General features: G+C 46.8%; 20 protein-coding genes. 13 read left to right on the top strand and 7 right to left on the bottom strand.

Going from position 1 to position 21,245, the window contains the following annotated elements; translation table 11 throughout:
- Positions 1 to 86 precede the first annotated feature (86 nt).
- Positions 87 to 926 (top strand): methyl-accepting chemotaxis protein, encoded by an 840-nt coding sequence (locus NST38_RS28380; protein ID WP_036612816.1) that lies wholly within the window; start codon positions 87 to 89, stop codon positions 924 to 926.
- Between the two features lie 96 nt (positions 927 to 1,022).
- Here NST38_RS28380 and NST38_RS28385 read toward each other — a convergent pair whose 3' ends face one another.
- Positions 1,023 to 3,845 carry a glycoside hydrolase family 3 C-terminal domain-containing protein gene (locus NST38_RS28385; protein WP_076253690.1) on the bottom strand — a complete coding sequence of 941 codons (2,823 nt, stop codon included), beginning with the start codon at positions 3,843 to 3,845 and terminating at the stop codon, positions 1,023 to 1,025.
- 368 nt (positions 3,846 to 4,213) lie between these two features.
- Here NST38_RS28385 and NST38_RS28390 point away from each other — a divergent pair, with 368 nt between their 5' ends.
- From NST38_RS28390 to NST38_RS28410, 5 genes are all read left to right on the top strand, one after another.
- Positions 4,214 to 5,758 carry an FAD-dependent oxidoreductase gene (locus tag NST38_RS28390; RefSeq protein ID WP_076253691.1) on the top strand — a complete coding sequence of 515 codons (1,545 nt, stop codon included), beginning with the start codon at positions 4,214 to 4,216 and terminating at the stop codon, positions 5,756 to 5,758.
- Between the two features lie 295 nt (positions 5,759 to 6,053).
- Positions 6,054 to 6,383 carry a PadR family transcriptional regulator gene (locus tag NST38_RS28395; protein WP_076253692.1) on the top strand — a complete coding sequence of 110 codons (330 nt, stop codon included), beginning with the start codon at positions 6,054 to 6,056 and terminating at the stop codon, positions 6,381 to 6,383.
- On the top strand, positions 6,376 to 6,969 hold the full coding sequence (locus tag NST38_RS28400; protein WP_076253693.1) for a DUF1700 domain-containing protein: 594 nt from the start codon (positions 6,376 to 6,378) through the stop codon (positions 6,967 to 6,969). The genes NST38_RS28395 and NST38_RS28400 overlap by 8 nt, the downstream gene beginning before the upstream one ends.
- A complete protein-coding gene (locus NST38_RS28405) occupies positions 6,966 to 7,865 on the top strand; it encodes a DUF4097 family beta strand repeat-containing protein (protein ID WP_036667854.1) in 900 nt (299 codons plus the stop codon). Before NST38_RS28400 ends, NST38_RS28405 begins: the two co-directional genes overlap by 4 nt.
- 78 nt (positions 7,866 to 7,943) lie before the next feature.
- Entirely contained in the window at positions 7,944 to 8,663 is a 720-nt protein-coding gene (locus NST38_RS28410) for a 3-ketoacyl-ACP reductase (RefSeq protein WP_017691809.1), read from the top strand.
- Between the two features lie 295 nt (positions 8,664 to 8,958).
- Here the strand turns inward: NST38_RS28410 and NST38_RS28415 are convergent, their stop codons facing one another.
- Positions 8,959 to 9,498 (bottom strand): helix-turn-helix domain-containing protein, encoded by a 540-nt coding sequence (locus NST38_RS28415; protein WP_076253694.1) that lies wholly within the window; start codon positions 9,496 to 9,498, stop codon positions 8,959 to 8,961.
- A 67-nt stretch (positions 9,499 to 9,565) separates the two neighbouring features.
- On the bottom strand, positions 9,566 to 9,931 hold the full coding sequence (locus NST38_RS28420) for a glyoxalase superfamily protein (RefSeq protein WP_047840788.1): 366 nt from the start codon (positions 9,929 to 9,931) through the stop codon (positions 9,566 to 9,568).
- 228 nt (positions 9,932 to 10,159) lie between these two features.
- Here NST38_RS28420 and NST38_RS28425 point away from each other — a divergent pair, with 228 nt between their 5' ends.
- From NST38_RS28425 to NST38_RS28450, 6 genes are all read left to right on the top strand, one after another.
- A complete protein-coding gene (locus NST38_RS28425) occupies positions 10,160 to 10,834 on the top strand; it encodes an alpha/beta hydrolase (RefSeq protein ID WP_341344233.1) in 675 nt (224 codons plus the stop codon).
- A complete protein-coding gene (locus tag NST38_RS28430) occupies positions 10,834 to 11,604 on the top strand; it encodes a dioxygenase family protein (RefSeq protein ID WP_341344234.1) in 771 nt (256 codons plus the stop codon). The genes NST38_RS28425 and NST38_RS28430 overlap by 1 nt, the downstream gene beginning before the upstream one ends.
- 324 nt (positions 11,605 to 11,928) lie before the next feature.
- On the top strand, positions 11,929 to 12,525 hold the full coding sequence (locus tag NST38_RS28435; RefSeq protein WP_036667858.1) for an SMI1/KNR4 family protein: 597 nt from the start codon (positions 11,929 to 11,931) through the stop codon (positions 12,523 to 12,525).
- A 144-nt stretch (positions 12,526 to 12,669) separates the two neighbouring features.
- Entirely contained in the window at positions 12,670 to 13,671 is a 1,002-nt protein-coding gene (locus NST38_RS28440) for a cation diffusion facilitator family transporter (protein WP_341344235.1), read from the top strand.
- Between the two features lie 172 nt (positions 13,672 to 13,843).
- Complete coding sequence (locus NST38_RS28445) at positions 13,844 to 14,740, top strand: Abi family protein (RefSeq protein ID WP_339195961.1); 897 nt, start codon at positions 13,844 to 13,846, stop codon at positions 14,738 to 14,740.
- Positions 14,741 to 14,991: 251 nt separating this feature from the next.
- A complete protein-coding gene (locus NST38_RS28450) occupies positions 14,992 to 15,492 on the top strand; it encodes a hypothetical protein (RefSeq protein ID WP_036612842.1) in 501 nt (166 codons plus the stop codon).
- A 331-nt stretch (positions 15,493 to 15,823) separates the two neighbouring features.
- Here the strand turns inward: NST38_RS28450 and NST38_RS28455 are convergent, their stop codons facing one another.
- From NST38_RS28455 to NST38_RS28470, 4 genes are read right to left on the bottom strand one after another with little or no spacing between them, the layout of a single operon-like run.
- On the bottom strand, positions 15,824 to 16,897 hold the full coding sequence (locus NST38_RS28455; protein ID WP_091036006.1) for an ABC transporter substrate-binding protein: 1,074 nt from the start codon (positions 16,895 to 16,897) through the stop codon (positions 15,824 to 15,826).
- Positions 16,894 to 17,703: an ABC transporter permease gene (locus NST38_RS28460; protein WP_036612847.1), complete on the bottom strand. Its 810-nt coding sequence runs from the start codon at positions 17,701 to 17,703 to the stop codon at positions 16,894 to 16,896. Before NST38_RS28460 ends, NST38_RS28455 begins: the two co-directional genes overlap by 4 nt.
- Positions 17,678 to 18,511 carry an ABC transporter permease gene (locus tag NST38_RS28465; protein WP_017691799.1) on the bottom strand — a complete coding sequence of 278 codons (834 nt, stop codon included), beginning with the start codon at positions 18,509 to 18,511 and terminating at the stop codon, positions 17,678 to 17,680. Before NST38_RS28465 ends, NST38_RS28460 begins: the two co-directional genes overlap by 26 nt.
- Positions 18,501 to 19,610: an ABC transporter ATP-binding protein gene (locus NST38_RS28470; protein ID WP_036612848.1), complete on the bottom strand. Its 1,110-nt coding sequence runs from the start codon at positions 19,608 to 19,610 to the stop codon at positions 18,501 to 18,503. Before NST38_RS28470 ends, NST38_RS28465 begins: the two co-directional genes overlap by 11 nt.
- 255 nt (positions 19,611 to 19,865) lie before the next feature.
- On the opposite strand from NST38_RS28470, the gene NST38_RS28475 reads away from it, so the two are divergent.
- Complete coding sequence (locus tag NST38_RS28475) at positions 19,866 to 21,221, top strand: MFS transporter (protein WP_341344236.1); 1,356 nt, start codon at positions 19,866 to 19,868, stop codon at positions 21,219 to 21,221.
- Positions 21,222 to 21,245: the final 24 nt, after the last annotated feature.

Raw genomic sequence — 21,245 nt, forward strand, 5'->3', positions numbered from 1 at the left:
GACGATATATAATATAGGTAGTTACTAAGTTAGCATTTAAAATTTAACCGTTTACATAAGGTAACCAGGGAGGAATCATCTTTTATATGGATATTGTTCAAGCATTAATTACATGTATGCCTTTCTTTCGAGATACGATTCGTCAGGATGTAACCCTCTCCGTTATTGATCATGAGAAATTCCTATATTTCTCAGCAGGGGAATCGTTAAAGCAACTGAATTATCAACCCGGCGACCCTCTGTTGGATGGAAATCGAAATTTTGCTGATCTCAACGGCGGTACCGTCAAACGATTCGATCACTACCCTAAAGATTTATTCGGTGTTCCTTTTGACGTGGCTTTTATCCCCATTAAAAATGAAAAAGGTGAAGTCATCGCCCTGTTCAACCTGCTCTACAGTATGGATGACCAGGACCAGCTGCAACAGCTCATGGATGCTACCGAAAATCTGACCAACCAGTTAATTGACAGTGTACAGCATGTAGCTGCACACTCCGAGGAACTCAGTGCCACAACCGAAGAGATCCGGAATAATTCCAAACAAGCCGTACAGAAATCAGGCAATGTAACTCAAGTCGCCAGCTTCATTCGTGAAATCTCCGAACAAACCAATCTGCTCGGCTTGAATGCAGCCATTGAAGCTGCTCGTGTAGGTGAAGCAGGTGCAGGTTTTGGCGTTGTTGCCAAAGAAATTCGCAAACTGTCTGTGGATACCAAAGAAGCAACGGCCCGTATTGAAGATTCTCTTCTCTCTGTTCGGCAATCCATTCAAGGCATGGAGAATGAACTTGGTGAGATCACTGCCAGCTCCCAAGAACAGGCTGAACTCGTAAACAATTTCATGAGCACAATTGAGCAGCTGAATGAAACCAACAAACAATTGAAGCAATTTGTGCAAAAAATGATTACGTTTGACGGAAAATAAAAATACGTTTAATGGACAATAAAAAATGCGTTTGATAGCAAACAATAAACAAAAGCCTCCGAATAAGTTCGGAGGCTTTTTCATGAGTTATTTGACTTAACGAATCTTGAAGTGACTGATGCGCACGCCTGCAGACAACACAATGTATACATCCTGCGCACCTGATGCACCTGTGAGTTCAGCCTTCACGGTAGACCACTGCTGGGCTTCACCTTGCGCCAGTTCCACACGTCCTGCGAGCGTACCGTCTGGTGAACCGAGTCGAACTTCTAACACAGCACCTGCTTGTTCTGCGGAGACACGCGCTTCAATTGCTGCTGCCCCACTACCCAGATCGGCATCCTTGAAAGCAATCCATCCTTGCTCTCCAACTACACGGACAGCACTTCCGCCCTCTTTGCTCTCATCCAGATCAACACCCAGGTAAGCATCATAATTCTCGGCACGAGTAGCCACACCTAGATTACGGGCAGGGATCGTCTCTCCTTCTACCGTCAGGTCTGCAACCAGTTGGACATCAGAGGATGACTTGGCAACCATGATGGAGTAAGTTCCACTTTCCACGACATACCGATCACGAGTTACATCCCAGATTGCCAGTTCCTGAACAGGCAAGGTGAAGCTGACTTTCGCTGTAGCTCCCGCTTCGATATGAAGACGACGGAATCCTTTTAACGTTTTGAGTGGACGTTTCACCCGGGATTTGCCTGCACGAACGTACAACTGTACAACTTCGTCACTGGCGATTGAACCCGTATTGCTCACATCTACAGTTACCGTAACGTTGCCCTCTGTACCCACTTGAGCTGGGCTAAGTTCCAAATTGCTGTATTTAAACGTTGCATACGTCAGACCATGTCCAAACGGATACAATACATTACCTTCAAAATATTGATATGTCCGACCAGATTGAATGATATCGTAATCCTTGATGTCGGTCAGTTGATCTGCCGATTGTACCCATGTCATATTCAGACGGCCTGCTGGTGCATAGTCGCCATACAAGACGTCAGCTACTGCGTTACCCAGTTCCTGTCCTGCGTGTGAAGTATACAATACCGCCGGGATGTTCTCCTGAACCCAGTTGGATGTGAACGGATAACTACCCACGATGACAACTACCGTGTTCGGGTTCGCGGCATAGACCGCCTCAACCAGACGTTGCTGGGATCCGGCGAGATCCAGACTTGGACGGTCAATCTCTTCTTTACCATTTACAAGCGGATTATTACCAACAAAAACAATCGCCGTTTCCGCAGCCTTAGCCGCTGCTACCGCTTCTTCAAGTCCGTTCACAATCACATCCTGCTTGAACGTCTCTGTGGCACCAAAGGTTTTCAGTTCTTCGGACACTACTAATGCATCGTTTCCACCATTAGGTGCAGTCACCGTTTTGCCATTCCAAGTAGTCAGACCTACACTGCCATCCTCTTGTGGCAACAGGTGGAATACTTCCTTCACGAACCAGCCGTATACTTCATCAGCGGAAGCCGTTACGGTCTCTTCATCTGTGGTCAGATATTTGCCGTTGCTTTCGGCCTGCAAGTTATAACTTCCGAAGCCCCAGTCGGAAACCATGAACGTCTCCGCTTCTCCCGAAGCAATCACAGGTGATTTTTCACCTTCTGCCAGTCCAATTTTCTTCCCACTGGCTACGGAAGTTAACGTAATACGGTCATTACCATCCTTAAACGATACTTTATCGTTGCCTACTTTGCCACGGATCGCCTCAAGTGGGGATACGTTATACGGCATGGTGCCTGCATACCAGTCACGATAGACGGTTCCGCCCAATTGACCAATCACAGCCACTTTACCAGCTTTTGTTTTGTCCAGCGGGAGCGTGCCTTTGTCATTTTTGAGCAATACCACTTGTTCTCTTGCGGCTCTGAGCGACAGTTCTTTTGCTTTCTCCGTCATCATGGACTCTTCACCAATAGCAGCGTACGGGTTGTCTTCTTCCGGATCGAACTCGCCTAGACGGAAACGCACACGGAACGTATTGAACAACGCCTTATCGATGTCATCCATCGTGAGTGTACCTTGTTCCAATCCTTCACGCAGTGCCTGTTTGGACAGCTCAGCATCATCGGTGATGCTATCAATTCCGGCCTTCACGGATTCTACGGTACCTGGTGTGTGGGAATCATAGTATTTATGATCATTCTTGATGCCCATTACGTCGCCTGCATCACTGACAATGAAACCATCCATGCCCCATTCGCCTTTGACAATCTCGTTCACAAAAGGATGCAACAACGCTGGCGTACCATTAATGGAGTTGTACGCTGTCATCATGGACTGTGCGCCGCCTTCCTTAAATGGCTTCTCAAACGCCTTCAGATAATATTCACGCATGTTACGTGGATCAATGCTGGACGAACCACTTCCGCGATCCACTTCGTTATTATTGGCGAGGAAATGCTTCAAGGTAGCGACCGCTTTGTAATACTTTGGATGGTCACCCTGGATTCCTTTGACCAATGCTGTTGTCAGCTCGGCTGTCAGTTCCGGGTCTTCACCATACGCCTCTTCATTCCGTCCCCAGCGCGGGTCACGTTCCATATCCACTGTAGGTGCCCACAGCGTAAGACCGTTCACTGCCGGATTTCGTTTATAAAATACACGCGCCTCGTCTCCGAGTACGGAGCCAATCTCTTTCATCAGATCCGCATCCCATGTGCATGCAAGCCCCACCGGTTGTGGGAAGGATGTTGCTTCTCCAAGCCAGGCCAAGCCGTGGGCCGCTTCTGTACCATGTTTGTATGCAGGCACACCCAGGCGGTCTACTGCCGGCTGATATTGCAGCATGGATTCAATTTTTTCATCTTCCGTCAAGCGGGATACAAGGTCCTTCACCCGGGTGTCTAACTCTAGTGCTGTATCTTGAAACGGATATTTCGTTTGGTTGGTCGTCATATAGAATCTCCTTTGGTTATCGGTAGTTAATTAAAATGATAGCGAATACATATATTAAGAAAAAACGGGGTTAATTCGGATGAAATCTTTCTTCCGATGAATCAATTAATCCTTTTATAATCAACGTTTATAGGTGTGAAACCTGATCTCCTTTTCAAAACCTAAAACGATTTCGGTAATCTTATCATATAGCATATTTAACAAAAAAAACAGAGGTTCTGCGCAGGAAATTGTGAACATCCCCTCTGCAAAATCTGAACAACACCGTTTTTTCCTGGCATAGTCTGGCAATCATGAATAAGAGTACAACGATGTGCGCTGAACAACACCCCATACGATAGATTGAAGATAATCAAGGAGGAAAAAAAATGAGCGACAATCAGCAGCCCAAGACGGGTCTGCCCCCGGTCCCCGAATCGCTGTGGCGTGCTACGCACCAATTCGATGCCTATCCAAAACTGACCGAAGATATCACCGCGGATGTAGCGATTATTGGTGCCGGTATTGCCGGGATCACTACAGCCTATCTGCTCGCACAGACGGGTATGCGTGTAGTCGTGCTAGAAGCTGGAAAAGTATTGGATGGCACGACCGGTCATACCACGGCCAAGGTATCTGCACAGCACGGTGTCATATTTGATGAAATTATGCATCACTTCGGACAAGAACAGGCTCGGATGTACTATGAAGGCAATGCCGATGCCGCGAAGTGGATGCGCAATCTGGTGAAGGAAAAACAGGTTGATTGCCAGTGGGCAGAGGAAGATGCCTACGTCTACATTCAATCGGAGGAAAACATCAAAAAACTGGAGATCGAGCTGACCGCCTATGGCAAACTCAATATCCCTGGTGAGTGGGTAGACCCACTCCCTATTCCAGTTCCCGCAAGGGCAGGCATTCGCATGCCGGGTCAGGCACGATTTGATCCGCTAGCCTACCTGCACTACTTGCTCGATTCCGCTGTGAAACAAGGAGTACAGATCTACGAGCATACGACTGTTACGGATGTAGAGGAAGACGCTTCCCTGCATGTCAGAACTTATGGAGATGGCCCATCCGTAACAGCGGAACATATTGTTGTGGCTTCTCATTTTCCCGTCTATGATCCCGGATTTTATTTCACACGATTACACGCCGAACGATCCTACGCTGTATTAGTCGAACCGGAGAAAGCCTATGCGGGTGGCATGTACATCTCGGACGATACACCGTACCGCTCCTTGCGTACCGTCTTACATGATGGTAAGGAACTTATCCTCTTTGGCGGTGAAAATCATAAAACTGGACAAGGCATCTGTACCTTTGGTCATTATGAACGCCTAGAGCAGTTCGCAGCGGAGACATTTGGCATTCGCAACATTCCTTTTCGCTGGTCAGCCCAGGATCTGATCTCCATCGACAAGGTGCCTTACATCGGACCGATTACCGGAAGACATGAACGAGTCTATGTGGCGACCGGGTTTGCCAAATGGGGAATGACAACTGGCACGATGGCAGGACACCTTCTTGCAGATCGCATCACTGGACGTGACAACCCTCATGCTGCCATATTCGATCCGGCAAGATTCAAGGCCGATCCTGGTATGAAACACTTTATTGTGGAAAATGTGAATGTAGCAAAGGAATTAATCTCCGGTAAAGTAGGCATTGTGCATAAAAAGGTTAGCGATATTGGTGAAGACGAAGGAGCCGTCGTTCGTCATAATGGCAAACGTGCTGGCGCCTACAAGGACACCAGTGGCAAGCTGTTTCTGGTGGATACTACCTGCACCCATCTGGGTTGCGAAGTCGAATGGAACGAGGGCGAACGTTCGTGGGATTGCCCATGCCATGGTTCCCGCTTTGATTATGCAGGCCATGTCATTGAGGGCCCTGCTGTGGAAGACCTTAAAGTCCTGGATGCACAAGAATAACCGACATTTAGCGATTAACCTGTAACCAAAGAAACAAAAGTTCATCTCACAGACCGGATCGGAATCCGCCTCCAGACGGAAGTAACCGATCCGGTTTTTGCGTATGCTGAATATAGCTAAACAAACAGCTTCAGCTGATCATCAGTATTAAACGAACTTATTATCGATCAATCGTGATACGGAACTATTTTAAAGTCACTACCTTGCATTAAACAGTACTGGATGCTATGATGAATTCACCACTACTGAATAATATACACTAGCTATATAATGAAGCTACTAAGGAGGAACCTGTGTGAATGTGAACATCCAGTTCAAAAAAGGAGTATTGGAGCTGTGCGTCCTGGTATTAATTAACCGCCAGGATCGGTATGGCTACGAACTGGCTCAGGCGGTCTCCAAACATATCGAAGTTGCTGAAGGTGCACTGTATCCCTTGCTTCGCCGGCTTGTAAATGACGGTTACTGCACCACCTATCTGCAAGAATCAAGCGAAGGACCGCCGCGCAAGTATTACCGACTGTCCGATACAGGTCGCGACTACATGACGGCACTGACGACAGAGTGGAATGATTTTGTGCGCAATGTCGCAAATCTGATTGAGGAAGGAATCCCCAATGAATAGACAACAATTTATGAAAGCCATGGAAATTCATCTACGGCCGATGGACCCATTCGAACGGGCTGAGTTGCTCGCCGACTATGATCAACATTTCGAGCTCGGACTACGAGAAGGCAGGCTGGAAGAAGAGATCGCTCGGGAACTCGGACAGCCGGAAGAAATCGCCAAGGAAGCACTCGGTGATCGTTATGACATGCATACGCCGGGTTCAGACGCGTTCTATGCACCGACGTATCGCGAGATGCGGTCACCCAGAAACAACACCAGCGCCACTCGCAAATTTTTCACAGCCATCGGCCTGTTATTCTTGAATCTGATCCTTGGCATTCCTCTTGGTCTCATGATGTGGTCGGTATGGCTTGTTATTGCCAGCCTTTCCTTGCTGGTAGTGGCTCCTGTAGCAGCAGTTGTGGACTTTGTATTCCTGGGCCAACTCGATAAACCGGAAATTTTCGTTGCGATTGGCGCTTTCGGTGTCGGCATTTTGTTTGCCATCGCATCGAAGTATGTTTTTAGAGCCTTCAAAAACACTACTCTTCAATACATTCAATGGAATAAAAATATGATGAAAGGAGATGTTTCCGCATGAGTACCAAAAAATGGCTTGCGCTTGCCGTGATATGTATCGGAATAGGTTTGCTCGGGACATCCATCTATGGCGTTCAGTTCGGGGATGAACGGGAGCATTATTCTAAACGATGGGATTTCAAAGCAGATGAATTGCAGAACATTATCATGAATGCTAATTTCAGTGCAGATATTGAATTTGTCATAAGCCCCGATTCGAATGGTTATATCGAAGTGGATGGTAAATGGGACCCTACCGTAGTCAAAAGCTTCGAACAAGCCACTTTATCCAAAGGCACATTCCAACTGTCTCAGACAGCACGTGAACGATTGCAATTTTTCACCTTGTACTGGAATGATCAAGACTCCACAATAACGGTTGCTCTGCCTGAAGGACACCAATTAAATGAGGTTAAGCTGGACTCCTCTTCAAGTGACTGGGATCTGACAGGTCTGAATGCCAATCAGCTTGAGCTGAACAATACCTCAGGTTCCATACGTCTGGAAAATATTAAGGCGCCCAATATTGAATTGGTTCTAACTTCTGGTGACATTAACGCTTCCATGATTGATGGAGACATGACCGTGAAACAGACATCCGGAAGCTTCACTGCTGATCAGATAGTCGGTCAAGTCAACAGTGAGATTAAATCAGGAGATATTGAGATCACTGAATTGAATGGTGCGGCCGATGTTAAATTCACCTCGGGTAGCATTCATATTGAACAGTCCCATGCTGCGCCAATCAATGCATCCGGAACATCTGGAGATATTTTCATTCAAGCTGCACCTGATTTTGACGGAATCTATGATGCTAAGGCTACTTCCGGAAGTGTCGATGTACCTGAATCGCCAATGGTGAGCCGCGAAGTGATCAAGGCCCGTACTTCTTCTGGTAGCATCGAGATTACCAGATAGTGATGAAGCCAATTTCCGAACTGTGGGTAATAATAGTATAATTGAATGCTAGTCCATTTCTAAGGAGGAATTACCCACATGGAACTTAAAAATAAAACAGCGATCATCACAGGTGCCGGAAAAGGTATCGGCCGTGCGATCGCTGAAGCTCTTGCCAAAGAAGGAGTGCACCTCGGCCTTATTGCACGTACCGCTTCCGATCTTCAGGCTCTGCAACAGTCTCTGAGTCAAGAATACGGTGTGAAAGTAACCAGTGCAGTAGCAGATATCTCGGATCGCACGCAGGCCGAAGCCGCTGTAGCAGCCATCGAGATGGAACTCGGTGCGGTGGATATCCTTATCAATAATGCGGGGATCGGAAAGTTCGGAACGTTCATGGAGATGGAGCCGGAAGAGTGGGAGCGCATCCTGCATGTTAACGTTATGGGTACATATTACGTTACACGCGCTGTCCTTCCGAGCATGATCAAGGAAAGTAGCGGCAGCATTATCAATATTGCTTCCACTGCAGGTGAGCGCGGATTCGCTACAGGTTCGGCATACTGCGCGTCCAAGTTTGCATTGCTTGGCATGACCGAATCTCTGATGCAGGAAGTGCGCAAGTCCAACATTCGTGTAACGGCACTGACTCCAAGCACCGTTAATACGGAGCTTGCGACCAATGCCGGACTGAAAATTGGCGACGAAGATCGCATGATGCAAGCGGAAGATGTAGCTGAACTTGCACTCGCAACGCTCAAGCTGTCCGACCGTGTCTTCGTTAAAGCAGCAGGCATCTGGACGACTAATCCGCAATAGGCAGAGTCTCCCTCTGTCTTTTCTAACGAACTTCTCGCACCCTATTGTTGTCATATGCAGGAAATGAGAAACGTAACGAATCTCAGAAACATTATTTCGCTAAAAGTCTGTGAACTGTAGCCAAAATACACACACAGCAGTGAAATAAAGCGTATGAGGTTCGTTACATCTCTGCACCTGCTTAAACTCACCTAATAGGGCTCGCTCAGTTCGTTAGAAATATAAAAGGACGTTTCCCATTGTACATGTATGCAGGTTCGCATGTTCATGACTTGGGAGCCGTCCTTTTTGTATTTTACAGATGATCCAGACCCAATTCTCTGGACACCGCAATGAGCACCACCGCAGGCTCCTCACCGATATTGGTCACTTCATGGGGCACGATCGCATTCCAGGTAAACGAATCACCCACTTCAAGAACTTCCACATCTTCGCTTTGCTCCGCACGAATCTTGCCCTGCAACACCAGATGACTTTCCTCCCCGGCATGTTTGCTTACCCCGGTCGATGCGCCTGGCGGCAACTCCACAATGGACATACGCATCGCACCTTTGGCTGTAAGCTGCTGCACTTTGATCTGTCCGCTTCCTGCTGTCGTCTCCTTGCGCTCGTTCTTGCGTACCACATTCATCCGTTGCTCCGGTGTCAGCAGCAAATAGGGCAGTGGCACTTCCAGATAATCCGCAATACTTTCAAGCGTAGCAATGGAAGGTGATGTTTTGTTATTTTCCACGTTGCTGATAAAACCTTTGGACAACCCCGTGCCCTCACACATCTGCATGATCGTAATCTGTTTCTGTTTGCGGATCGTACGAATAGCCAAGCCAATATCCATATTGCGTCCCTCCCCTTCTATTCACCTATATAAGACACCAGACGTAAGCTTAGCTACTACAGGTTATCTATTCGGCGCTTGCCTCAACAAATATAATCCGATTACCAAACGGATCTGTCACGGTCATTTCTCTTGATTGCCAAGGGGTCTCCTCTATACCGGGTCTCGCATTTTTGTACTCTTTCTGACGAAGTGCACCATGAAATGTATCCAAGTTATCTGTTTCCACGCGCAAGGCAGCTCCAGGTGTACAATCTCCATGATGTTCGGAGAGATGAATCACGATGGAATCGAGCGAAACCTGCATATATAAGGGCATTTCTTGCTCAAATCGATGTTCCCAATCCAATTGGAAACCCAGGTATTCAAGGTAAAACTCTCTAGCTTTATTTTCATCAAATATTCTCAAAATAGGCACGATACTCTTTAACATCCTGATCACGTCCTCGGGAATAAAATATGAACCATGCGCAACGACACTTCTTTTAAATCCATTCAAGGTTTCTTATAAACAACATATATTCATCATACAAAAAAAGTATTGACCCTACAATGAAACCATGATAAATTTTGTTCATAAATAAGAATATTTATTTCATATTGGTGAACTTTATTGTCAGAACGATATATTTAACTCATTCCTCTTCAGGTGGTGTTTTTAATGAATTCTCCTTATATACATGAAGTCCGATTACCGTCTCATTACAATCCAGATCAACGTTATCCTGTCATTTTCGCCTTACATGGCATGGGATCAGATGAGCAAGATATGCTTCGTTTAATGGAGCCTATGCAGTCTGATTTTATTATCGTCGCCATCCGTGGACCTATCGTTCAGGGTAGTGGTTATGCTTATTTTCAGATCAAAAGCATTGGCAACCCTATCCGTGAATTGTATGATGCCTCCGTGTTGGGACTGCAACAGTTGATTGTTGATCTGTCCGCCAAATATGCTATTGATCCCACACGGCGTTATATCGCCGGATTCAGCCAGGGCGCCATTATGGCAATGACCCTATCGCTGGTGATGGGAGATGCAATTAAAGGCATTGTAGCGATGAGTGGGTACATCCCGCAATTTGTGAAAGACGAGTACATGCTGCACCCCGATTCGGAGCTGTCTGTGTTCATCTCGCATGGAGATCAGGATCATCTATTCCCGCTGCAACTGGGCGAAGATAACGCCAATTTCTTCCGTCAACACACCAATCACGTCACATATGTACCTTACAACGGTGGACACCAGGTGACCCCCGATCTATATCAACAATTCCAACACTGGCTTCGGACGGATGCAAATCTGACTACCGAAGACCCGAAAGGACTGAATTCATAATGATGCCATCTCTTTTTATTGCTCACGGTGCCCCATCACTGGCACTGGAGGAGAATGTGTACACCGAATTTTTGCAAAAACTTGGACAGGAACTGCCGAAACCCAAAGCAATTGTATTGTTCTCTGCTCACTGGGAATCCACAACTCAGCTTGTATCCTCGGTAGCCAACTATGAGACCATTTATGATTTCGGCGGTTTCCAGCCCGAGCTGTATCAGATCAAGTACCCGGCTCAAGGACAGGCAGAGACCACAGCCGAGGTGGAACGTTTATTCACAGAAGCCGGGATTCCGGTACAGACCGATGACGTTCGTGGACTGGATCACGGCGCTTGGGTCGTTCTACGCCTGCTCTACCCAGATGCGGATATTCCTGTAATTGCCTTGTCCGTGAATCGCTATCTGACAGGTGAGCAGCAATATCAGGTCGGACAAGCGCTCGCTTCCTTGCGTGAGCAAGACATTCTTGTCATTGGTAGCGGAGGAACCGTCCACAATCTACGTCGATTGAACTGGGAAAGTAACGGCGTTGACCCGTGGGCATCAGAGTTCGACAACTGGCTGCATGACAAGCTGGTGAGCTGGGATACGGAGTCTCTCTGCTCCTATGATAAACTGGCACCTTCAGCTCAAGCCGCCGTGCCTACGCCGGAGCATTTTGTACCGCTGTTACTCGCCATGGGTGCGGGAGATCAGAACAAACGTGCATCGCTCCTGTTTAAAGCCTATCAGTATGGCAACCTGAGCTTGTCCTGTTGGAAGTTAGATTAAAGAGGACTATATAAAAGGTTAGTTTCACTTATATAGTAGATAAAAAATGTAGCGTGGGTTACAGGGATTACCCCTGTAACCCACGCTTATTTGTTGTTAGGAGTGACTTTCATGATGGTTGTACGTAATCGATTGGAATGGAGACAGGTGTGCTGATATGCAACAACCGCCTATAAATAATGAGACCATTGTATTACATAAGCAAGGTCTCCGGTTTCTTGTGTGCTTTTCCGGATTATAACTATAATATGAGGTGAAATTAGGCACAGTTTGCTCGCATATCACTCACCATATTATCTGAATAGCTCATACGGAGGGAATTGGATGCCAGAACAGCGTATATATGAATTGATGGAAGAACTGGATATGTTGCTGGAGGAGAAGGTACAGGATGAGGAAAACCGGGAGCTCTTGGAGGCATATCGCGAGTTTGAAGGCGTGACGGATGAGCAGCTCGACGCATTCGAGCGTGAACAAGGTATTCGATTACCTGCTGATTTCCGCGCATTTTATAAACGTAAAAATGGGAGTGGTTATGGCTTTCACGTCTTGTATCCAAGCCTTGAGGAAGGACGGGAGTCCGAGCCATTTTACCTATTATCCCTGGAAAAGATTCAAAAGGAGCAGTCCACGCTGGTGGAGAACCGCATGGATGATTATTTTACCGAAGAAGAGATCCGTGAGCTTGATCCCCGAATCAAACCCTACCTTTTTCAAAAGAAATGGATCACGTTTGGCATGCTTGGAGGTGGTTCGCTGTATCTGATGTTCGACTTTGATCCGACAGAGCAAGGAACGGTTGGACAGATTATTATGTACGTGCATGACCCGGATTTTGTATATTATGTCGCTGGGACGTTTACGGAACTATTGGAACAGTCCAACCGCAATTTACGTGCCTTGGAAGCCATTGAGTACTGAAATGCGCATGATGATATGACCTTTTTTGCATAATGCTGGGATATGTCAAAGCGGTTATAATAACATTTAGTGGAAATGCACATGCTGTATAGATAAGACTGCCTTTTCTACACCTAATACATTGATCTGGGAGGAACATACGAAGTGGCTGAACAACCGAAGTCTGAGAGCTTTATGTCTCTCATCAAAAAAGGAAACACATCCTCCGCCGTAGCGATGGCAGGTAATGCTGTTCTTGCTGTGTGCAAAGGGGGAGCCTTCCTATTCAGTGGCAGTGGTGCCATGTTCGCTTCGGCGATGCATTCACTCGCTGATGCCATTAACCAAGGGTTTGTCTTTGTCGGAAGTGTGTTGTCCGAGAAAAAACCTACACGCCGCTTCCCGACCGGATTCGGACGGGTCATTAACATTTTCTGTATGATCGCCGTTATTGTTGTTACCATTATGGCGTATGAAACGATCCATGAAGGCATCCATCTTTTGCAGCATCCTGTTGGTCATACCGGCGGTCTCTGGATTAACATCGGAGTGCTTGTTCTGAACATTCTGATCGACGGTGCCATTCTGATCAAAGCCATGAAGGAAATCCTCAAAGAAGCACGCGCACCCAAAGCCGCCGGATTTGCCTTGGTCCCTGCTGCCATTAAAAATGTAGGCCGTGCTGCACCGCCAACCCGTCTCGTGTTCTACGAAGATGTTGTCGCTGTACTCGGTGCCCTGCTTGCGCTGATTTCCGTCGTGGTGATTGCCTTGACCAACTTTGCATTGCTCGATGGCATTGTGACAACGATTATTGGATGTCTGATGATCGCTGTAGCCTTCCGTGTCGGTTACGATAATATGATCGGATTGATCGGTGTTGCGGCTCCGCAGGATATTGAGGACAAAGTGTCCCAGACTATTCTCGCAGACACACACGTTGCTGACATTCAGATGATGCGTATCATTCAGGAAGGCCGTTATTATCATGTCGAAGGTCTGATTGAACTTACCAAAGGACTCAGCCTGGCTGATGCGGATGACATCAAGTTCCGTATTCAGGAGAAACTGATGTCGAACCCCGACATCGCCGACGCTGCCATCTCCATTATTGAGGATGACGGTGTGAACAGCTGGGGCAAGAAACATTCGGATGTGGTGAAATAACAAGCTTCGCTTTTGATGACTCAGCTTTACCATTCAGTAGTTGCTCAATTTAAGTTTAACTGTTGACTAAACAGTCAACGAATCGTATATTGTTAGTAACAGATCTCGCCCGCACCTCTGCTTATGCATGTGGAACAGGGCGAGACATTTTTGCGTTATGGGGGTATTTTCCTTGCCAGATGAGATTCAGCTACGTGAAATGAAAGCGCCTACTACATATGAAGAACAGCTCGAAAAGTTTAGAAACCGAAAAATGACAATTGAAAATGAAGTAGAAGCGATTACAATCCTGAAACGCATTCATTATTACAGGTTTACTGCATATGCCTTAACTTTTAAACAGGATACTTCGGATAACTACATTGAAGGAACGACTTTCAACAAAGTCTATAAGCATTATTTGTTTGATGCAGCCCTTAGAAATCACTTTATGAAGATTGTCGAGTACATCGAGATTGCCTTAAGATCACAAATTTCATACAAGCTCGCCCACAAGTACGGTGCTCTTGGATATACGAATGCCGCTAATTTTTCTAAAATTCAATTTCACCAACGCTTTATGGAGGATTTGCAAAAATGCATTCAAAAACAGCACAAAGAAGTGCTTATTGCTCATCATAGAGAGAATTACCAAGATAGATATCCTATCTGGGCGGCCTTTGAAGTTAGTACAATTTCTATGATGTCCTCACTCTATAAAAATTTAAAAACGTCTGACAAAAAATCTATTGATCGAGAATACTACCCTTCTCGAAACATAAGTTATAGGGAACTTGAGAACTGGTTCCACGTCTTAACTGTTTTTAGGAATAGATGTGCTCACTACAGCAGACTTTTTAATTATAGAATCCCTGTTACCATAAGATACACACGAAATGATGAATTATTAGGCTTAGACAAAGCCTTTCTTTTTGGAGCTATCTACAATGCGAAGTACCTGATAAAGGATAGAACAATCTGGGATAGTTGGGTGACTGAGCTATCCTCATTAATCGAAGCTTACACTATAGTTGATATATCCCTTTTGGGATTCCCTACAAACTGGGAGCATCTGCTACGAAAGCAATGATAATTCTCTCTTGCAACATGCAAGCCTAAATCACATTTTTCTGTGTAACTTGTTCACCACCGTTTGGCACGGATTGTTTGCATGAAAAAACGACTGAGTATCTTTCGAACCTAGACTTTGGTCTAGGTTCATTTTAACTCCAAAGGCGGAGGATATACTTTTCCAGTTCATGGTATGCTGTGAATAACAAAGTAACTGCTCTACATACAACCGTTCGGAAAATTGATCTTGTATTAAGAAGGAGAGATATTATGGCTAAACGTACGATCCTTGCGCCTGTTCTCATTTTGCTGGGCGTGTACCTGATTCTGAACCAGGGAGGTTCACTCGGTCCGGGTACGATCTTTGCGACTTTCTGGCCCACGTTGTTCGTGATTCCACTAGGACTGTTCTTCCACTGGCTCTACTTCTCCATGATTGGCAGAGGTGTTGGACTACTGGTTCCTGGTGGCTTGTTGCTCACGGTTGGTATCGTCTGTCAGATCGCTATGCTGTTTAACAACTGGGGTACGATGTGGCCGGGCTTTATCCTGGCTGTTGCTGTTGGTTTGTTCGAATTGTATTGGTTTGGTGGTCGGAACAAATGGTTGCTGATCCCCATCAACATTCTAACAGTTATATCGCTGCTGTTCTTCGCTGTGATGTCGATTGGCTCGATGCTGAGCAGCTTGAGCTTTATCCAACCGTTCGTGGCAATTGTGTTGATTATGGGTGGGGCATGGATCATGGTGGGTCGCAAAAAGCGCATGTAGTGGCAATTATATAAGATGAGTAGGTAGGATCAACTAAGCCACTGCGGTGACAGCACAACTTCGGATCGCTGTTATCCCCGGATTTTTTTGAATCCCATCTAGCAATGGGAAAATCCGTTGATAAAGGCGACCGCTTCGCTTCCTTCGTTTGTTCTGTCCCCTCCGTTAACGTTTGATCTTAAATGTTCATCTTATATGGCACTTCAAGCGCTATTGCTCTGAAGTAAGTAATAAAAAAGGGGTGCTACTTGTCATTCAAATGAAATGACGAGCAGCAACCCTTTTTGTTTTTTTTTTCAAATCTAACGAACTGTGCACACGTTATTGGCGGTTATTTGCTGTGCATTTTAAACTCCAGGAATAGGTCGTTATAATGTGAGAGCATTTTTTTACCCAGATTATCGTAGACCTCCAGCTTACCTGTCAGTGTCTCGTCTGGATAGAAACGTTCATCCTCCGAGATGTCCTCTGGCAGCAGTTTAAGCGCCTCGGCGTTCGGAGTGGAATACCCAACATACTCCGCATTGCGAGCGGCATGATCCGGGTCCAGCATGAAGTTGATAAACTGGTGTGCCCCTTCAATATTACTCGCTGTTTTTGGAATAACCATGTTATCGAACCAGAGGTTCGAGCCTTCTTCAGGCACCATGTAATCCAGCTTGTCGTTCTCATCCATAATCTCGGACGCATCCCCGGACCATACAAGTCCAACTGCTGCTTCCTCATTGGCGAGTAACATTTTGATCTCGTCTCCGACAATTGCTCTGACGTTTGGCGTCAGTGTAGACAGCTTCTTCAGCGCTTCTTGCAGATGATCTTCGTTGGTATCGTTCAGGGAATACCCGAGACTGTTCAATCCCATCCCAATGACTTCACGTGCGCCATCAAGGAGCAGGATTTGGTTTTTCAGACGCGGGTCCCACAGGTCGTTCCAGCTATCAAACGTCAATCCATCCACCAGTTCGGGATTGAACACAACCCCCACTGTTCCCCAGAAATAAGGGATCGAGTACTTGTTGCCTTCATCAAAAGACAAGTCCAAGAACCGCGGATCGATGTTGCTCAGGTTAGTCAGTTTGCTGTGATCAATTGGAACAAGTAGGTCTTCCTCTTTCATTTTGCTAATCGCATATTCAGAAGGAATTGCCACATCAAACGTGGTCCCCCCCTGCTCAATCTTGGTCAGCATCGCTTCATTGGAATCAAACGTCTGATAGATAACCTTAATGCCTGTCTCGTCCTCAAACTCCTTGAGCAGATCGGGGTCGATATAATCGCCCCAGTTATAGATGGTCAGCGTGTTGCCGCCAGAATACCCCTGACTCTTGTTCAGATACGAAGCCAGGATCATTAGAGCAAACGCGGCCACAAAAACAAGCGCAAATGTCCGTACCAGTTGCTTCATGGTCGCAGCCCCTTTCCTCCTGGAGGTATCCGTGTTGCACGGCGGTTAATGAAGTAATATCCAACAACTAGCAACACGGTCAGCAGGAACAATAGGGTGGACAGAGCATTGATGGACAACGAAACGCCCTGCCTTGCTCTGGAGTATATCTCTACCGAGAGTGTAGAGTACCCATTACCCGTAACAAAGAATGTTACTGCGAAATCATCGAGCGAATACGTCAATGCCATGAAAAATCCGGCAAAAATACCTGGTTTCACGTATGGCAGCACCACACGCGTCAGAATCTGCCATGAACCAGCACCCAGATCGCGTGCCGCGTCCATCAGAGTTGGACTCATCTCCTGCAGCTTCGGCAGTACCATGATCACGACAATTGGTACGCTGAATGCAATATGAGACAGCAGAACCGAAGTGAAGCCCAGTTTGATACCAATCATGGTGAACAGAATCAGGAACGATGCACCAATGATGACATCCGGACTAACGATGAGCACGTTATTGAGTGACAGTAGCGTGTTCTTGGTCCGTTTGCGACGCACATGGTAGATCGCCAGTGCTCCTGCTACACCAAGGATCGTCGAGATCGCTGATGACAGGAGCGCAATGATAAATGTATTCAGCACAATGATGAGCAGCCGAGTATCAGCGAACACCTCTTTGTACCATTCAAGCGTGAATCCTTCGAAGCTGCGCATGTGGCCGCCACTATTGAAGGAATAGAAGATCAGATACGCAATCGGTGCGTACAATATGGCGAATACAACGGCTAGATAGACGTTAGACAGCTTTCCGTTTCTTCCCATTACGCACCTCCTTCTTGCCTGATCCAGTCAGGAACATAATAATCGCCATCGCAATAATCAAAAAGACGGCAATCGTTGAACCCATCCCCCAGTCCTGGGTGACGAGAAAATGCTGTTCGATCGCTGTTCCCAGCGTAATTACACGGTTCCCTGCAATGAGGCGGGTAATCATGAACAGAGACAGCGCAGGAATAAATACAGCCTGACAGCCTGATTTTACTCCACTAATCGTAAGCGGAAAGATAACCCGGCGGAATGTCAGCCACGATGAGGCTCCCAGATCACGCGCCGCATAGATCAACGATGGATTCATCTCTTCCAGCGCATTGAAGATCGGCAGAATCATGAATGGAATGAAGATGTACACCGAGACAAAAATAAAGCTGAAATCGGTGAACAAAATCTGCTGTGTACCAATACCCACCACTTCAAGCAGGGAGTTGGTCAGACCGTACGTTCCGAACAGGCCGATGAAGGCGTACGCTTTTAGCAAAAGATTGATCCAGCTTGGCAGAATGATCAGCAGCAACCATAGCTGCTTGTGCTTCGTCCGGGTCAGCATATACGCCGTCGGGTAGGAGATTAGTAGCGAGAACGCCGTAATCAGAAATGCATACCAGAACGAACTGAGCGTCATCTGCAAGTACACCGGTGTGAAGAATCTGGCGTAGTTGCCAAACGTAAAGTTACCCTCCACATCGAAGAACGAATAATAGATGACCAGCAGAACCGGCGCCACAACAAACAACACCATCCATAATACATATGGAATCAGATACGCATTGCGTGTGCTGGCCTTAGTCTGCATGAGCGGCCTCTTGGTAGGCTTCGAGTCGTTTGTCGAACTCTTCTTCGGTCTCGTTAAAGCGCATGACGTGTACCGCTTCCGGGTCAAAATACAGTCCAATCCGTGCGCCTACAACGGCTTTTTTGGTTGAATGAACAAGCCACTCATTGCCCGCATCATCGTACGTGGATATCTCGTAATGCACCCCGCGGAATAACTGGGAATCCACATTAACCTTGAGTTTGCCTTGGTCTTCGGTTGTAATCTCCAGATCCTCTGGGCGAATGACAATCTCTACCGGCTCGTCCCGCTGGAGACCCTGATCAACACACTCGTGCTGTGCGCCAGCGAATTCCACCACAAAGTCCTGCTTCATTTTGCCCGATACAATGTTCGATTCACCGATAAAGTCTGCTACAAAGCGGTTAATCGGCTCATCATAGATATCATTCGGTGTACCGCTCTGTTGAATCACGCCGCCATTCAGGACAAAGATCTCATCCGACATCGCCAAGGCCTCTTCCTGATCATGTGTAACAAAAATAAACGTAATACCCAGTCGCTGTTGCAGCTCCCGCAGCTCGTACTGCATTTCGGTCCGTAATTTCAGATCAAGTGCCGAAAGCGGCTCGTCCAGTAGCAGAATTTCAGGTTCGTTCACAATCGCGCGTGCAATCGCGACACGTTGTCGTTGTCCGCCGGACATTTCGCCAATTTCCCGGTTTTCATACCCGGATAGATTGACGAATTTGAGGGCTTCCAACACTTTGCTGCGAATTTCAGCCGTTTTCATCTTTTTGATCCGCAAACCAAAGGCTACGTTCTCAAATACATTCAAATGTGGAAATAACGCATAATCCTGAAATACGGTATTCACCTGCCGCTGGTGGGCAGGCACTCGGTTGATGAGCGCACCGTTAAAATAAATACTGCCCTGTGTCGGCTCCGCAAAACCGGCAATCAGCCGCAATATCGTTGTTTTCCCGCAGCCCGATGGGCCAAGAAGCGTATAAAATTTACCCCGCTCAATCTCAAAGCTGACCGCCTTCAATACGGCTTCATCCTGGTCGTATTGCTGAGTCACCGCTTCGAAGCGGATAATCGGTTGTTGTTCTGACATGCTTCACATCGCCCCCTTATACTTGAGGTACCTCTTAAGTCTGTACACTTTTCGTTCATGCATCCTTATAGATAACCCATCTATTATATATGATTCAGGTATATCCGCAATGGTTTTGATGTAAACGCCGCGTGTCATTTCTTCTTATTTTCAAAAATTCTGCATACATTACGGGTAATGTCGATAATACGTACCCATATGGAGTAAATGAAGGATTTTAGGATTCCATTTTATGTGTGAGAGGAGTCTTGGCTCTTGGATATTCGTCGTAACCTGCCTTTGCTGATGACCATTTGTTTCTTAAGTCAGATGGGCGGATTCATGATCCTGCCCCTATTTCCTTTGTTTATTGAAGAATTCAGCCTGTCCGGCTGGATGATGGGGGTTATTTTTGCACTCTTTTATTTGGGGAAAGTAATTGGTGGCGTTCCAGCAGCGGCAATTTATAAAAAACTAGGTGGTAAAAAGGCTCTCATCCTGATGCTGATCCTGCTGGCTGTCTGTATGGGCGGCTTCGCGCTGTCTACTGCTGTGGTGTTATTCGGCCTGCTCCGACTTCTACAGGGGCTCGCTTCCACGGGTCTTACCGTGGTCGTACGTTCCATCATCGGAGATGAGGGTAATGTAGACAACCGCGGCCTGTACAATGGATATATCAGCAGTAGTGAGGGCGGCGGCATGGTGCTCGGTCCGGTCATAAGTGGCTGGCTCGCGCTGCACTGGCCATTGTCGGTGCCTTTTTTACTCGTTACCGTATGTTGTCTGATGGCCGTGGTCGCTGCGATGGGGATGAAGACAACGGCACAAGCTAGAGCTAATCATGAGTCTGGGGATACGCTAAGTGATCCTCTGATGGAAGAGCCTTCAGCTGGCGTAAAGCAAGAACCTCTGGACAACTTAACACATTCACTAATCTCCACGGATGAAGTTGTAGAACCCACCACAAGTGACTCCCATCCTCATACTACTGTATCAACTGCGCCTCCTTTATCTTCATCACCTTCTGATGCAAAGTATACTCAAGATTTGTCTACAAGGCGCACACAACGTCAACAGCTTCTCGGTTACGGCACAGTACATTTTCTGGAGATGAGCGCGTATGCGGTATTCCTCACCTATTTTGCACTGTATGCAGCTCACATCATGCATTGGGACCCGTTTGCAACCAGTCTCGCCTTCACCGTCTCAGGGATTTCTACGCTTGCCGCTGCTCCCTTTGTCGGTTATCTCTCTGACCGGATGGGCGATCGTCTGCTGCTCTGCATGCTTGGCATGTTCCTGATTGGAATCGAAGTTGTTGTATTTCTAAGCACGTCCTCCCATCTATGGGTCTACGTTGGCATGTTGATTGGCGGGGTTGGCGGTGCATGTTACATGGATTCGTTCTTTGCTCATATTGGCGATCATATCCCAGACGAGAGTCGAAGCTCTGTCATAGGCAAAATTGTCTCTGCGGCCGAGATCGGCTCCATCGTATCTCCACTGGTTGCTGCGTTGCTTACGGAGGTTGGCTCGCTGTACTCCGTGTTTGTGTTTAATCTGGTGCTGATTGCTGTTGCCATTGTAGTTCAGGCTGTGATGCGCAGTCGATATCGATTGAAAGAGGGGTAGTTCTTCGTTCGATAAAAAAGGATC

Origin of the sequence: Paenibacillus sp. FSL H8-0104 (assembly GCF_038050215.1) — a bacterium.
GTDB classification, from domain to species: domain Bacteria; phylum Bacillota; class Bacilli; order Paenibacillales; family Paenibacillaceae; genus Paenibacillus; species Paenibacillus amylolyticus.